This window comes from Candidatus Mancarchaeum acidiphilum (assembly GCF_002214165.1).
Lineage (GTDB): Archaea > Micrarchaeota > Micrarchaeia > Micrarchaeales > Micrarchaeaceae > Mancarchaeum > Mancarchaeum acidiphilum.
This window is the reverse complement of sequence record NZ_CP019964.1, coordinates 534,834-549,926: the sequence shown is the minus strand read 5'-3', so window position 1 is coordinate 549,926 and position 15,093 is coordinate 534,834. Positions and strand designations below refer to the sequence as shown.

The following is a 15,093-nucleotide window of genomic DNA, read 5'->3' as shown; positions in this document are numbered from 1 at the left end:
CTAAACGGACTTAAGCTTTAGCTCTATTGACCTTATAAGGTTTTCAACCTTTAAGGGAGGGCCGAAATCAAACTTAAGCGCATTGAGGTAGTCGGGTATCTCCGAGTTCGAGAACCTTGATATGTAGTGGGTTTTGTATTTCATCAAGAAATACAATTCAGTTGCGAATACGGCACCATTTATCGCAAGGTGCGGCTTTGGCTCATCCTCATCTATATTGTAGAATTTCAATGTCTTGTCCATTGAAACATGCACATATGGAGGAGTGCCTACATCTATTCCATACTTAGCGCACACCTCGTTAACCATCGGCCTCTTGCTTATGTCCATGAGCACATTTCTCTCGAATATTGATTTTATATCGAAATAGTATTTGGGAAAAGCCGCAAAGTCCACATTGCCCCTTTTTGCTATCCCATAGAGAAATGATATATCGAATTCCACATTGAATCCCGATATCATATTAACGCTGTGGTACTTGCACCAGTTGATGAAGCTTTTAAGCACTTCGGATTCGCTTTTCTTGCTCGGATCCTTGACATCCGCATCCTTGAAGCCATTGACAAGCAGTGAGGTTTCGTCAACTTCTATATCATCTTCGACCCTGCATTCTTCGTAGAATTTGTCATCAGAAGTAATATCTACAGCCCCTAGGCTGACGATGCCGTTCTTGTACCACTTCAATCCAGTGGTTTCACAGTCTATTATAGCGAGCGCCATCTGTTACCACTTTAAACTAATATAAATGAGGTTATATATAATATTATTGCAATGTAAACAGAATATTAAGTTGTTTTATACAGAATTCTCCTGTAAAGCATATTTGAGTACAGAAAAAGCTATAATAATTACGATATAAATCTTAAACTGCGTAACAAATAATGCGGGCTTGTGGCTCAGTAGTAGAGCGTCTCGTTCGCAACGAGAAGGCCGCGGGTGCGATCCCCGCCAAGTCCATTTTTAGCTGACCTACCCTTCATATAATTGTCTAACTGCTCCAGGACTTTTTAATTTACATTAACTAGCTATGGCGATTGGAGAAGTAAAACAAAGATCCTGCTTTTCCCAAGCATCGTCAATTACAAGTTTCTTGCTGTAATAGATATTGTTTGGATAGCTGTGGCAGCTATAATTGGAACTGTTGCAGAAGCATTTACTCAATCAAATTATGATAACCTTACAGTCCCGATAATCGTTTGGCTATTCCTGTATGTAACAATATAATTCAAGATCTTTTATTTGATTTAAAAATTATAATGGATAAATGAATTCCATCTTTGCAACTAATCACAAAGTTGCAAGAAAAAGAGAAGCAGGGAGGATTTTGGCTTTGTCTACATCATTATCTATTTTGAAGGTTCCCTTGCTTAAAAGAATCTTATTCCTTATATCAATATTAGGAAAATCCCTGTGTGAAACATCATTCTGCCACTTTGCTTCAAATCCAAACCCATTAACTACAAAGTCGACCTCCTTTTTACCTGAATAAAACCCAACTTTAACCTTCGGCTCCGATATCTGTTTGCCCTTATTTGCAAAACGGTATAAGCTATTGAAAATGACCCCTTCAACCTTCTTTGACTCTGCGTTCTTGCCAATTATATTAAGCTTCTTTGCGAACAAATTATACAGAAAAGGATCATCGAAATAAACCTTCCTGTCCTTCCTGAATACATATTTCTTTTCCGCAATTGGAAAAATGCTTTTTATAGTGAACAGATCATCAAGCATCTCAAGGTACTCCCTCACAGTTACATGCGATTTTATGCCCTGCATCTGTGCTATCCGGGAAAGATTCACCTTTGATGAATAGCTTTCAACTAATCCGTATACAACGGCAGTAGCTATCTCAATGCTTTTGCCCGCTTTGCTTATATCCGATACAAAGGCATTCCAATGGATGTCGTATATGGAATCCCTGACATACCCATTTGTCATATAATCAAATATCGCATCTGGGTATCCGCCAGTATTCAGGTATATTTTAAACAAGCTGCCTATTTCTTCGAAATAAGCCATTGATCTTTCGGCCAATTCAATTGCAGATTTTAAATCTGTGGCCTTATTTTTCCCTAAAAATTGCTTAAGGCTTTCGCTTCCAAAGCTGATCAAAAATTCCCTGAAAGAAAGAGGCATAAATTCGATGAATTTTATATCCCTTCCCGGCATCAGTTCCTTTTTGAGATTTATTGAAGAAGATCCTGTTATGTACAATATTGAGTTTGAGGATTCCTTCGAGTCAAGGAAGGACTTTACCGCTCTCTGCCATCCATCAACGAAGCTGACTTCATCCAGATAAAGGAAGGACTTGCCGCTGGTTGCGTTTACAAAAGCGCTCATCACTTCGGATATATCCTCAAAGTTCCTTGATGTATCAAATGAATAGTACATTAAGTGTTTTGGGTCGGTATGTTCCTTTGTTATCTTCTTGTAAATATCATATTTCAACGCTGTGGTTTTTCCAAGCTGCCTTGGGCCAACCAGCACCTGATTTTCCTCTTTGAGCTGCACGTCTATTCTGCCTTTGGTATCCAGGACGGTTTTTACCTTTTCGTCTTTTTCTATCGCAGAGCGATCATTCCACCAAGGGTTCTGGTTTGCGATTCTGCTTAAGTCCATATTTGATATTAGAATATCAAATTATTTAAGCATTTTGATATTCAAATATCAAATTTACATTAATCTCATACAAAATAAGAAAAAGTGTATCCTTAAGCTCACTTGCCGTAACGCCTGCTCCTCCTTGAATACTCCTCGATTGCCTCCTTGAGGTCCTTTTCGTTGAAGTCTGGCCAGTACTTGTTTACAAAATAAAGCTCCGAGTATGCGGATTGCCATGGAAGAAATCCGGAAAGCCTCATCTCTCCAGATGTCCTTATTATAAGATCAGGGTCTATAAGGCATGCGGATCTAAGGTAAGTCCTAAATATCGATTCATTTATCGTCTTTATCCTTCTTTTTATCCTATCTGCCAGCAGCCTTTTGACTGCATGCACTAGTTCCTCCTGCCCCCCATAACCTATCATGAGGTTTATCCTTAGGTCGTTATTCTTCGAGGTTGCTTTTTCCAATGACCTTAGGTCACGCCTTACGTCCGCAGGAAGTATTTTAAGGTCCCCGACCAATACGACCTTTGCATTATTCTTGTTGAACTTGCTTATGACTTTAGGATCGGTGGAAGTTCTCTTGTAAAGGCTGTAAAGAAGCTTAAGCTCGTCTTTGCTCCTGTTCTTCACATTTTCAGTTGAAAGTGCCCATATTGAAAGCTCCTTTATCCCAAGCTTATTCAGCCAAAGGCTTACGCTTATAGCCTTGTTTATACCTATGTCATAACCACGCATCAATTGTAGCTTATGGGACTTTGCCCACCTCCTATTGCCGTCTGGTATTATGGCCACACTGCGAGGAAGATAATTATTCTGCATCAAACAACCACTATAGGCCTTTAAAAGGCTCAATTTACAGATTATATAGTACATTAATATATTTATTACTATTTTATTGCTGCTGAATTTATACCCCCAAATGCTTAAAAAGCCTGTACTTCGCCGCATCTATCACGAATAGGAATATGACCGCGAATGCTATTATGAATCCCGCCATTTCCAAGGGTATGGCCGCCATGAACGTCCCGGAAAGGGCCAGGGCAAGGCCCAAGCCGATTCCAAATACTGACGACAACAATAATGTGTTGCTCGGCCTGCTTTTCCAGAACGGACGCTTTGACCTTATATTGTAGACCATGAAGTTGTCGGATATGTCGAACATTATGAATGTCGCTGTCTCAAACTGAAGGACCGTGAGGTGCAGCAGGTCAAATTCCACAGGCAGGAGCAACAGAGATTGCGCTATAAGCAGGAACCCTATTATCATCGATACCGACATTATGGAGCGAACGTTCCATGCATTCGGGCTTGACGAGTAATTCTCATTGTCCGTCGATATTGCTATGTTGACTATATCATTTGTGAATATGAGCAGCACAAGGAGGAATGGAGATATCGCTATGTAATGCAAGGCGATATAGATTATGGCTATGAACCCTATTATCTGGAATACCTTGCTTATCTTTACCATAGAATACGTTACCATCCTCCTGAATATCCTTCTGCTCTCCTTTATCGCGTTGGTTATTACCTCAATGCCGTTTTTGGTCAGTACCAAAGCGGCAGCGCTCTTCGCCACGTCGGTAGCGTTGGAAACGGCAATGCCAACTTCCGCCTGCTTCAATGCGGGTGCATCATTGACCCCGTCACCAGTCATTCCAACTATATGCTTGTAATTCTGCAATGACTTTACAATCTGGTATTTGTCTTCAGGGTATACATCTGCGAATCCGTTCGCCTTCTCTATCATCTCTTCAAGAGCCTTTTTGTTGCCTTCCTTCTCGGATGCGGTGAGGTCAATTATGTTATTGCCTATGCCTAGCTGGTTTGATATCTGTGTAGCCACCGCTATGTTGTCCCCGGTTATCATCTTAGTTCCAACCCCAAGGGAGTGAAGCTCTTTTATCAGCTCTTTTGAATCAGGCCTTGGTGGATCGTAAAGTGCCACGAAGCCTTTGAAAGACCAGTTGCTGCTGTCCTTGCTTTCAAGGTCCTCATTGGTCGCAACTGCAATAGTCCTAAATCCATTATTTGCAAATTCAAGCAGCTTTTTCTTGTATGAATCAAGGTCATCAGCGGAAAGGTTGCCGCTCATCGCGATTATAACATGGGCTGCCCCTTTCGCCACCTTGTACTTTTTGCCATTTTCGTCTATTATCGCTTCGGTCCTTTTCAATGATGGGTCAAAAGGTAGGAAATTCTCCTGCTTGTCGGGCTTTATCTTATTCGATTTGCAGTAGTCAATAACCGCATTGTCTATGGGGTCGTTGTCTTCTTCCCTTGACGAATCGTAGGCATACCTCAGTATGTCACCAACACCGCATTTATACGGGTAAGTGTCCTTGACGGTTATCTTGTTCATCGTCAAGGTGCCGGTCTTGTCCATGCAGAGTACATCCATATTTGAGGTTTCTTCAATTGCCTCCAGCTTTGTAACCAATATCGATTTTGAAGCAAGCCTCTGTGTCCCAAGAGCCATCGAAACTGTAAATGCGGCAGAAAGCGCTACAGGAACGGATGCGATGAACATGACAAGGAGGAATGGAAGCAGCACGGTTATTGCAGTATGCAGCACAAACACCCCATAGCCGAACATCACAAGTATTATTGCGATATCCCCTGCTATGAGGTATTTCACTATTCCCATTATAGCGGTCTCCAAATGCGATTTGGGCTTTGCATGCTGGACCAGCTTTGCAGTCCTTCCATAAAATGTATTGTACCCAGTGCCAAATACGATGGCAGTACCTTCCCCTCTCTTAACTATGCTTCCTTCATATAAAGTATCGTCCTTGGCCTTGTCCTTAGGGAGGGATTCGCCATTCAATATAGATTCGTCTATTTCAAGGGAATTGCCTTCAATCACCTTTGCATCCGCAGGCACTATGTCCCCGAGGCGTATCCTTACTATGTCACCGGGAACTATGAGGTTTGTTGGCACCATCACCCAGGATCCGGAGCGCTTTACCCTTGCCGTTGGCGAAAGCCTGCTCTTCAGTGCATCGACCGACTTGTCCGCCCGGTACTCTTCAAAGAACCCGACCACAGCATTGAAAACAAGAAGCGCAATCACGATGTAGAACGTGTGCATGTGATTTAGGAGGAATGATATAACTATTATAAGCCAAAGGAGGAGCTGGACAGGGCCGTAGAACTTTTTCAGGAAAAGGAGTACAAAATTCTGCTTCTCCTCAGTGAACTGGTTATAGCCATACTGCTCCAGCCTTTTCTTCTCCTCATCTTCAGAAAGCCCTTTTTCATAATCAGATTCAAGCTTCTTTACAAGCTCATCCGAAGTGAGGTCCTTCAAATCCGCGACCATAATTTCTCTTTCTCAATAAAAGTATATATTACATACGTTCAAGCATGAGGTTCTATATCAACCACCGCGGGTCAACAGAATCCCAATGCGATGGTTATGGGCAGCCGGCTAATTCCTGTGACCTGCCTTAGCGCTTTTGATCTCCTTGTAATAGGCGGAATCGGTTATTCCACCTATGCATTTTGCTATCAGCCATATGAAAGCAAACGATAGCAGGAACACTGCCGCAAACACTACTATTATCCCAAAAGCCTCAATCCCAAGCTGGTGCAATGCGCTCAGCCCTCCGCCAAATAATAGCCCATTGGGAAGTATGCCATTACCAGAAGCTGCGGCAAACGAATGCTGCGTAAAGAACGCAATCATCAGCACTCCAAAAATACCCCCAACCAAGTGCCCCGGGAACAGGCCTACAGGATCCGTAAACCCTTTAGCCTTTGAAAAATACCGCTCTGCAGCAAGGAACAAAGGCCCTCCGATAAGCCCAAGGACTATTGCGCTTCCAGGACTCACAAACCCCGCAAGCGGAGTTATAATTATCAGCCCCATCAATATCCCATTAACTCCATAGGCTATATCCGGCTTAGCCCTGTCTTTTAGCCATTTGAATCCCATAGTAGAAACTGCAGCCGAAGACGCAGCAAGGAAAGTTGTAAGCACGACGGTCAATGCGCTGGAGTTGAAAGCAAGGACGCTTCCAGGGTTGAATCCGAACCATCCCATCCAAAGCAGAAGTATTCCCAAGGCCAGCCAGCTCTTATTGAGCTTTATGCCGACCTTCGGGCTCTGCTTGAACCCTCTCTTCTTTTCTTCAAGCCATATCTCCAGAACTATGGCAAGCCCTGCCGCTCCTGCGGCGGCATGCACCACAAGCCCACCTGCGAAGTCCCTCATGCCCATAAGATACAGCCACCCTGTAGGGTTCCAGATCCAGGCTGCTGGCAAGTTCCATATCAATATAAAATAAGCTATCGAGAATAGAGCCAATGCCTTCATCTTGACCTTCTTCAAGACGATTACGCTCACCAATGCAAAGGTGACCGATGCGAATGCCGCCTCAAACAAAAAGTACGAGCCTGTAGCCAACCCCGTGTTGAAATATTTTGGACCCATCGACCACCAAACGCCAGTCAACAAACCTTGTGCGTTGGATGAGAATTCGCCTAAAAGCAGCCCAGGCCCGTAAAACGGATTTCCTATTACTCCATATACTGTAGGAGCAAACGCGGTATTGAACCCTATGATAGCCATTATGAATATCGCTGATACCGTTATTATTATAGTCTTTACCAAGGCCCTGCTGTAATGCTTTCCAAGTTCCCCTATCTCAAGAAACCCTACTGCAATAGTCATGATGAAAACAAGCAGCGCGGCAACAACTACCCAAAGGTTGTTTACTAAATTAGGCACGATTTCCAAAACCATGTTACCATCCAAAAGCTATGATAAATGCAATTGCAGTCCAAGCTTAAAAGTTTTACCTGCACTCTGCTAAATTGGATATTAACTTTTATATTGGTATCCCTAAAGCATTCATTTTACCAGCAAACAAGCGCCTTAAGGATTCAACTTCGGTTGTTGAATATTAGCTCAAGGCTTGTACCTTCCGGAATTGACAAGCTTCGAAAATTCCGACCTGCTCTTTCCGAAAAGCCGGACCATGCTGACATATGGCACATGCTCATTTGCCGATACCCCATGGCCTGATTTGGAAATCCCGTATTTTACTAAATATATCAAGGAAAAAGCAACGAATATTACGAAGCTTGACTCCAATGCGATATAGCCAAGGTAAGCTATCGTTACCGCTATTGTTATCACGGACAATATAGGTATTATGAAGAAGTAGCTTCTCCTTATCAGCTTGTTTGTCTTTATCTCCTCCTTCCTGAGCCTGTTCCACAATACCAATGCGGACACATTGATTATCGCATAAGCTATTAGGACAGCCGCATTGGAGGCCTCAACTATTGTTGAAAACGATACAAAGTATATGAATACTATTGCTATTATGGCGGAAAGCACTATTGCTACTTGAGGCGTTGAATACCGGTCTATCTTTGCAATCTGGCCGGGAAGCTCGTTGTCCCTGCCCATTGCGAATAACACCCTGCTTGTCCCTAATATCCCAGTAAGAACAACGCCAGCCGTTGCGGTAATACCTCCAAATGCAATTATTAGATCAATTATGGGATTATGCAATACGGCTATTGCCGCAGACAAAGGAGCAGCGGATGAAGCTATATCCTGGTAGGGAAGCAAACCAACAGCGACAACGGCTATCGCAATGTATATTACGGCCGATATCAATATCGATGCCACTATAGCCTTTGGTATCGTCTTCTCCGAATCCTTTACCTCGTCACCAATTGTCGTGACCCTTGAAAATCCGGTAAATGCAAAGAATATCAATGCAGATCCAGCAAGAATTCCATTGAAACCATTTGGGGCGAAATTAGTAAAATTGGAGATTGCAAAATGCGTAAGCCCGAACATTATGAAAAGCACAAGTATGATTATGTTCAGGGCAACCAATGCTGTGAGAGTCTTCGCGGAATTCTTTATCCCAAATATGTTCAGCAATGCAAAGATCACTATTGCAGGTATTGCAAAAAACATGGCAGGGGTTTTTATGCTCAGGAATGAATCTACATACTGCCCCAAGCTCAATGCAACCGCGGATATCGCTATCATGTTGCTGAATGTCCACATCAAGCCTCCGACAAATCCTGCGGCTGGGGTGAATGCCTCTTTTCCATATTCATACACTCCCCCTTCTTTTGAAGTATGTCTTGCAATCTCCGAGAAGCTCAATCCTGTAAGTATCGCTATGAAGGCCGAAAGGAGTATTGACAATATTATTGCAGGCCCCGACCTTCCTATAGCCAAGCCTATTATGACGAATATGCCTGCGCCTATTATTGCGCCAAGGTTGATTATTACTGCGTCCCTTAGCCCAAGGACCTTGTTCAAAGTATATTCCAAGGATATGCACCTTCGCCTTAGCCTATCTTGCTACCCAACTCAAGATTGTCTATATCATCTGCGGACAAGAGCTTTACTCCAGAATCCGTCATCACTCCCAATATAAGCACTTCAGATAGGAAATGGCCTACCTGCTTAGGGGGAAAGTTAACTACGCCTATCACCCTCTTGCCTTCGAGGTCTTTTATATTATAGTTTGTTATGTGCGCGGAGGAATTTTTAATCCCTATTCCGCTTCCAAAATCAACTTTCAATTTATAAGAGGGTACTTTAGCCTCGGGGAATTCATTTGCTTCTAATATCTTTCCTACTCTTATGTCGAGGTTTGAGAAATTGCTGAAGTCAGCCATAAATACACACTTTATGAATTTGAATGATTTGCTTTTAAAACTATCTAAAATTAACAGAAAATATTTTAATCAATACTTGGATAAATAAGTGGTGCTTTATTGGGTAATAAGATTGGTAAAGTAATAACTATAACAGGCCCTATGTTCTCCGGAAAAACCTCCAGGCTGATAGAGCTCCTTGAAAGGCATATGAGAGCTGGAAGAAAGGTTGCATTATTTAAGCCAAATATAGATTTCAGGTATTCTGAAAACGAGGTTACAAGCCACAACGGAATAAAGATGAATGCAATAAGATCCCCAATTGGATTGGACTCTAGGGATTCGATCAAGGGTAAAATAAAAGGCATAAATATAATCGGGTTTGACGAAGTTCAATTCTGGAAGGAATCCTCGCATATTGACGATTTCATAGAAGACCTCGCATTTTCTGGAAAAACTATCTACTGCTCTGCGTTGAACAGGGACCATTTTGGGAAACCCTTTGCAATTACGAAAAAGATTTTGGGCATTTCAGATGAAATATATTCGCTTACTGCCGTTTGCTCGAAATGCGGAGAGGATGCCACATTTACACAAAGGATAAATGATGGAAAGCCATATTTTGGAGCTATAATAAAAATAGGCGGAAAGGGATTGTACGAGCCAAGATGCAGGAACTGTTATGTAAAGCCAACACGAATAATACATTTTTGACTATCAATTTAATACTTTTTTTCGCTCTTTATGTATTGCAATTTCAAGATCGTAAACAAGAAGCGTTTCAATATTCATAAAGGTACAATACCAAAATCTTCAAACTGCTGCCTATAGCAACCAATAAATAATTTTAATGCGTTATATTGCACTAAGGCCTCTAAATGGTGGAAGTTCCAGAAAAAGTCCAAGAAGCATTCAACGAGTTAAAAGGCATATATGGGCAGAGCTTGGAACTTAAGATAATAGACAACGAGTTCTACGTCTTTCTTACTAATAGCAATGAAGAGTCTAGTGAATCCGATAGCTATATTGGCCGAATAACCTCAAACGGGATAGTTATACTTGCAGATTCAAAGCAGGCATCCCTTGTTTATAAAAAGATAAGCAATAAGGAGAAAAAAGAGCGGAAGAGCAAAAATATAACAGGGAACAATATAAGCGATGAAGATATAAAATTGCTTAAGGCCTTGAGCATGAACTCAAGGCTTTCTCTTAAAAGATTATCAGAGATAACAGGGATATCGATCCATGCACTCGAATACCGCATCGAAAGGCTTGAAAGACTACTTGGGATAAAGTATACGCTTGAATTAAACATGAACAATCTTGGATTTTCCGAATATATGATTCTTGCAAAATTCACAAGGAGTAAACCCAACTTTGAGAAAATAGGAGATTTCTTGGAAAAGAATCCGAGGGTCCAGCTTGCACTTGCAACCAAGGGAATCTATGATCTGGTAATTTTCTGTGTTGCAGAAAACAACAATGTCGTTGCAGAAGTCCTTGATAACATAAGGACTTCTGAAGCCTTAAATGATATAGAAGCAGAATGGTACATAACTCCTATTTCTGGTGACTATGGTTTTATACCATTAAGGCAGGAGTTCTTTGATGCACTTAAAGAAAAGGTCTGGCAAAGGAAAAAGAAGGGAGAACGCCCAAGTCTATCAAGTTTAATGTACAGGGAGTACGCACTTCTTCATGAACTTAACGAGAATAGTAAAAAGAGTTTATCAGCCATAGATAAAAAGTACAATCTTCCCGCAGGCAGTGCCAAGAAAGCATATAAGGATCTTAAAAATGAAGAAGGAAAGAATGTTATATCAAGGCCAACTTTAAGGGTAAAGAAGATTAACAAGAAATATGATATAGCATTAATTGCAGTTTTGATCAATTATACCGAGTTTATGAAGTTTAGGGATAACCACCATAAATATATAATAAATGAGCCTAATCGGTTTATTAATAGGTTCTCTTACATCTGTGATATGGAGACCCCTAATGGCATATTCTACCTTTTCCCTGCACTTAAAGAGGGAGACATTGAGAAAACCGAGAACGAGCTTTCAGAGATAATAAAAGGAGTAAAATTCGATTCATTAATCGTTGAGAAAGCAATAGTTGGGGATATTGATTACAGAAAGTTTGACAATCTTTACAGCATGCAGTATATAAATCTTGTAAAAAGGAAATCGATTCGGCCACAACAAAGGATACAATTTAATTGATATAAAATTAGATTAACATAGAATTTAAACCAGAAAACCTTACTAATATTAAAAAATACTACTTAAATTAATACTATTTATCCTCCACCTGCTGGTCCTTTTTCCATATTCTCACCCTTTTTAAACATTACAAAGGAAAATGGAGCAGATTAATTTAAATAAGTTTCTGCCTTTTAAAGTATAATTTAGTAAAAACTTTTATCTTCAAATTTTTTAGTTACCTATTGGCAATTAATAAATAACCAATATGTTATATTAATTTAAGGCATCTGAATGGTAAAATTTCCGAAAAAAGTCTTAAAAGCGTTTCAAGAGCTAAAGGATGCATATGGGCGCGATGCAGAATTGAAGTTCTTAAATGGCAAATTTCGTATTTTTGAAGTAACTTATAAGGAGGATAGTCAAAGCAACGAGCCAATAAGAGTAACCAATTATATAGGATATATAACAAAGGACGGATTTATAGTTCCTGCAAGGCCTAAGCGTAAGAATTTAAAATTTGGAAATGGTGAGAAACTCAAGATTAACAATAATGTTGAAGAAAATAAATCTCCAAACAAAAAACTTACTTTAAAGAATAACGATATAAAATTGCTTAAGGCCTTGAGCATGAATTCAAGGCTTTCCCTTAAAGGACTATCTGAAATAACCGGAATATCAATCCATGCACTCGAATACCGGATAGAGAGGCTTGAAAGACTGCTTGGGATAAAGTATACGCTTGAATTAAACATGAACAATCTTGGATTCTCCGAATATATGATTCTTGCAAAATTCACAAGGGATAAGCTTAACTTTGAAAAGATAAAAGAGGGAATAAGTAAAAATCCGATGGTCCAGCTTGCACTTGCAACCAAGGGAATCTATGATCTGGTAATTTTCTGTGTTGCAGAAAACAACAATGTCGTTGCAGAAGTCCTTGATAACATAAGGACTTCTGAAGCCTTAAATGATATAGAAGCAGAATGGTACATAACTCCCATAGCCGGTAGTTACGGTTTTATACCATTAAGGCAGGAGTTCTTTGATGCACTTAAAGAAAAGGTCTGGCAAAGGAAAAAGAAGGGCGAGAAACATAATCTGTCAAGTTTAACCTATAGAGAGTACGCACTTCTTCGTGAACTTAACGAGAATAGTAGAAAGAGTTTATCATCTATAGACAAAAAGTACAATCTTCCCGCAGGCAGTGCAAAGAAAGCATATAATGATCTTAAAAACGAAGAAGGGAAGAACGTAATATCAAGACCAACTTTAATGGTAAAGAATATCAACAAGAAATATGATATGGCATTAATTGCAGTTTTGATCAATTATACAGAGTTTATGAGGTTTAGGGATAACCACCGTAAATATATAATAGATGAACCAGAGTACCTGATTAATAGGTTCTCTTACATCTGTGATATGGAAATTCCTAATGCCATATTGTATCTTTTCCCCATTCTTAATGAAAAAGACATAGGTAAAATCAAAAGTGAGCTTTCAGAGATAATAAAAGGAGTAAAATTCGATTCATTAATCGTTGAGAAAGCAATAGTTGGGGATATTGATTACAGAAAGTTTGACAATCTTTACAGCATGCAGTATATAAATCTTGTAAAAAGGAAATCCATATCGCCAAAGAAAAGAGTCTCATATGGTGTTTGAACAATAAACCAGGTTATAAAAATTTATATTATCTAATACCCACCAACCATTTTTATACCCTTACCCGATTCTAAAATTAGAGGAACTAATTTAAAGAGATCTCTAGACCTTTTAAGTATAATTTAGTAAAAACAGTTCCAAAAATACTTAATCAATTGATGCAAGCAACCAATAAATAATTTTAATGTGTTGTATTGCACTAAGGCCTCTAAATGGTGGAAGTTCCAGAAAAAGTCCAAGAAGCATTCAATGGACTAAAAAGTACATATGGACAGAGACTGGAACTTAAATTTCTAGATAGAAAATTTCTAATTTTTGAAGCCAGTAGGAAATTAAATAAAAGCGGAAAGAAAAAATTAGAGAGTACTAAGAATCGAATACAAATAAACGGATAAATCAAAATAATTAATCTGTGTACCAAATTAGAATGTTAAAATATCCTAATGTTTTATGTTTTTATTATGTGGCATGTTGCCGGTAAATTCATAAATGTAATACACTAAAGCATGCAAAATGCCAAATCCTATTTTAACAGGAAAAATTAGCAAATATTTAATATTTTGCTTTTTAAATCTCTTTGCAGTACTTATGGGCTCGTAGCTTAGCTTGGTTGGAGCGCTCGACTGATAAAAAATTAAATTTTGAAATCGAGAGGTCCGGAGTTCAAATCTCCGCGGGCCCATTTTAGAAAAGCAGATAAACAAATTCAATCTAATTTTGCCGTTTGCGCTATAAAATAAAAGTTTTTGGCAAATAGGGTTAAGATATTTCTTCTGTTCTTAGTAATTGATGATTGATATGAAAGCAGTAGTTGTTTTCCCATTAAAAAAAGACAGTTTGCATATTGAGGACATACCAGAGCCGAAACCAAAGGAAGACGAAGCGCTCATAAAAGTGATCCGCGTAGGCATATGCGGTACCGATAAGGAGATTGATGAAGGATTGTATGGCGAGCCTCCAGAGGGGCTGAAAAGGCTGGTAATAGGGCACGAATCATTTGGCGTAGTTGTGGCTTTGGGGGATAAGGCAGAAGGGGTAAAAGTCGGTGACAAGGTAGTCGCAACAGTCAGGAGAGGCGACAATTGCATCAACTGCCTAGCAGGGGAATCGGACATGTGCCTTACCGGAAATTACAAGGAAAGAGGTATAAAAGGATTGGACGGCTACATGTCGGAGTATTACACTGAAAAGCCAGAGAATCTGATCGTAATCCCAGATGAGTTAAGCGAAGAAGCTGTTCTTCTAGAGCCGATGACCATCGCGGAGAAAGCGGTAAAGCAGGTGTTCAAGATACAGGAAAGGATGTTATGGGAGCCTAAAGTTGCGGTCGTATTCGGTACGGGCCCCGTAGGATTGCTGACAGCGATATTGCTAAAGCTGAGAGGGATGAAAGTATACGCTATAGATAGAACCGACCACGAGGATGACGCTAAAGGTCAAATAATATCCAAGGTAGGGATAATCCATGTAAATTCAAAGAAAGAAAGCCCGATGGGCATAATTGAGAAGGACAAGCAGATAGACATAGTTGTAGAGGCAACAGGAAGCCCAGAGGTTTTGCCGGAGGTTTTTGATTTGGCCGGAGTGAACTCGGTAATAGCGCTTTTGAGCGTAACAGGTGGAAAGTTCATCAACGACATGGATCTGGCAAGATTAAATTACAATATGGTCCTAAACAACAGGGTGATAGTAGGGGTTGTAAACGCCAACAAATCCTATTTCGTAAACGGGGTTTCAGATATGGCAAGGATAAAATCCGCTTACGGAGACGTTCTGAAGCTCTTTATAACCAAAAGAATAAAGATAGGCGATCTAACAAAAGATGATGTCAAAAACCAGAAGGGCTTAAAATCCGTTATAGAATTTTAGTTTTATGCCTTAATTCCAAAAGCCAAAAGTTGCATAATCTGTATTTTGCTTGTATTGCATTTCTGTCAAATACCTTACAGCAATTAGATAATTGTAATCTACGATTAAAA

The 15,093-nt window shown here is 40.0% G+C and carries 12 protein-coding genes and 2 tRNA genes; 7 read left to right on the top strand and 7 right to left on the bottom strand.

Annotated features, from left to right (window positions below; translation table 11 throughout):
- Nucleotides 1–720 (bottom strand): 3'-5' exonuclease, encoded by a 720-nt coding sequence (locus Mia14_RS02905; protein WP_088820168.1) that lies wholly within the window; start codon nt 718–720, stop codon nt 1–3.
- Between the two features lie 165 nt (nt 721–885).
- Here Mia14_RS02905 and Mia14_RS02900 point away from each other — a divergent pair.
- A tRNA-Ala gene (locus tag Mia14_RS02900) sits at nt 886–957 on the top strand.
- A 330-nt stretch (nt 958–1,287) separates the two neighbouring features.
- Here the strand turns inward: Mia14_RS02900 and Mia14_RS02895 are convergent.
- The 6 genes from Mia14_RS02895 to Mia14_RS02870 all read right to left on the bottom strand — a co-directional run bounded on the left by Mia14_RS02895 (nt 1,288) and on the right by Mia14_RS02870 (nt 9,263).
- Nucleotides 1,288–2,619 carry an ATP-binding protein gene (locus Mia14_RS02895; RefSeq protein ID WP_088820167.1) on the bottom strand — a complete coding sequence of 444 codons (1,332 nt, stop codon included), beginning with the start codon at nt 2,617–2,619 and terminating at the stop codon, nt 1,288–1,290.
- Between the two features lie 98 nt (nt 2,620–2,717).
- Complete coding sequence (gene uppS / locus Mia14_RS02890; protein WP_232780233.1) at nt 2,718–3,425, bottom strand: polyprenyl diphosphate synthase; 708 nt, start codon at nt 3,423–3,425, stop codon at nt 2,718–2,720.
- A gap of 88 nt (nt 3,426–3,513) precedes the next feature.
- Nucleotides 3,514–5,928 (bottom strand): plasma-membrane proton-efflux P-type ATPase, encoded by a 2,415-nt coding sequence (locus tag Mia14_RS02885; RefSeq protein WP_088820165.1) that lies wholly within the window; start codon nt 5,926–5,928, stop codon nt 3,514–3,516.
- A 108-nt stretch (nt 5,929–6,036) separates the two neighbouring features.
- A complete protein-coding gene (locus Mia14_RS02880; RefSeq protein WP_088820164.1) occupies nt 6,037–7,353 on the bottom strand; it encodes an ammonium transporter in 1,317 nt (438 codons plus the stop codon).
- A gap of 165 nt (nt 7,354–7,518) precedes the next feature.
- Nucleotides 7,519–8,913, bottom strand: coding sequence for an APC family permease (locus Mia14_RS02875; protein ID WP_088820163.1), 1,395 nt, complete (start codon nt 8,911–8,913; stop codon nt 7,519–7,521).
- 17 nt (nt 8,914–8,930) lie between these two features.
- Nucleotides 8,931–9,263 carry a tRNA-binding protein gene (locus Mia14_RS02870; RefSeq protein ID WP_088820162.1) on the bottom strand — a complete coding sequence of 111 codons (333 nt, stop codon included), beginning with the start codon at nt 9,261–9,263 and terminating at the stop codon, nt 8,931–8,933.
- 99 nt (nt 9,264–9,362) lie between these two features.
- Here Mia14_RS02870 and Mia14_RS02865 point away from each other — a divergent pair, with 99 nt between their 5' ends.
- The 6 genes from Mia14_RS02865 to Mia14_RS02840 all read left to right on the top strand — a co-directional run bounded on the left by Mia14_RS02865 (nt 9,363) and on the right by Mia14_RS02840 (nt 14,983).
- Nucleotides 9,363–9,956 (top strand): thymidine kinase, encoded by a 594-nt coding sequence (locus Mia14_RS02865; protein ID WP_232780206.1) that lies wholly within the window; start codon nt 9,363–9,365, stop codon nt 9,954–9,956.
- Between the two features lie 164 nt (nt 9,957–10,120).
- Nucleotides 10,121–11,467 (top strand): Lrp/AsnC family transcriptional regulator, encoded by a 1,347-nt coding sequence (locus tag Mia14_RS02860; RefSeq protein ID WP_088820161.1) that lies wholly within the window; start codon nt 10,121–10,123, stop codon nt 11,465–11,467.
- A gap of 273 nt (nt 11,468–11,740) precedes the next feature.
- A complete protein-coding gene (locus tag Mia14_RS02855) occupies nt 11,741–13,114 on the top strand; it encodes an Lrp/AsnC family transcriptional regulator (protein ID WP_088820160.1) in 1,374 nt (457 codons plus the stop codon).
- A 212-nt stretch (nt 13,115–13,326) separates the two neighbouring features.
- Nucleotides 13,327–13,509 (top strand): hypothetical protein, encoded by a 183-nt coding sequence (locus Mia14_RS02850; protein WP_088820159.1) that lies wholly within the window; start codon nt 13,327–13,329, stop codon nt 13,507–13,509.
- 195 nt (nt 13,510–13,704) lie between these two features.
- Nucleotides 13,705–13,796 (top strand) — tRNA-Ile (locus tag Mia14_RS02845).
- A gap of 116 nt (nt 13,797–13,912) precedes the next feature.
- Nucleotides 13,913–14,983, top strand: a complete 1,071-nt coding sequence (locus Mia14_RS02840) for a glucose 1-dehydrogenase (RefSeq protein WP_198539370.1) — start codon at nt 13,913–13,915, stop codon at nt 14,981–14,983.
- The last annotated feature ends 110 nt before the right edge of the window (nt 14,984–15,093 follow it).

Coding starts and splice junctions, on each gene's coding strand:
- Mia14_RS02905 (WP_088820168.1), bottom strand. CDS start 720: ATGGCGCTCGCTATAATAGACTGTGAAACCACTGGATTGAAGTGGTAC.
- Mia14_RS02895 (WP_088820167.1), bottom strand. CDS start 2,619: ATGGACTTAAGCAGAATCGCAAACCAGAACCCTTGGTGGAATGATCGC.
- uppS (WP_232780233.1), bottom strand. CDS start 3,425: ATGCAGAATAATTATCTTCCTCGCAGTGTGGCCATAATACCAGACGGC.
- Mia14_RS02885 (WP_088820165.1), bottom strand. CDS start 5,928: ATGGTCGCGGATTTGAAGGACCTCACTTCGGATGAGCTTGTAAAGAAG.
- Mia14_RS02880 (WP_088820164.1), bottom strand. CDS start 7,353: ATGGTTTTGGAAATCGTGCCTAATTTAGTAAACAACCTTTGGGTAGTT.
- Mia14_RS02870 (WP_088820162.1), bottom strand. CDS start 9,263: ATGGCTGACTTCAGCAATTTCTCAAACCTCGACATAAGAGTAGGAAAG.
- Mia14_RS02860 (WP_088820161.1), top strand. CDS start 10,121: ATGGTGGAAGTTCCAGAAAAAGTCCAAGAAGCATTCAACGAGTTAAAA.
- Mia14_RS02855 (WP_088820160.1), top strand. CDS start 11,741: ATGGTAAAATTTCCGAAAAAAGTCTTAAAAGCGTTTCAAGAGCTAAAG.
- Mia14_RS02850 (WP_088820159.1), top strand. CDS start 13,327: ATGGTGGAAGTTCCAGAAAAAGTCCAAGAAGCATTCAATGGACTAAAA.
- Mia14_RS02840 (WP_198539370.1), top strand. CDS start 13,913: ATGAAAGCAGTAGTTGTTTTCCCATTAAAAAAAGACAGTTTGCATATT.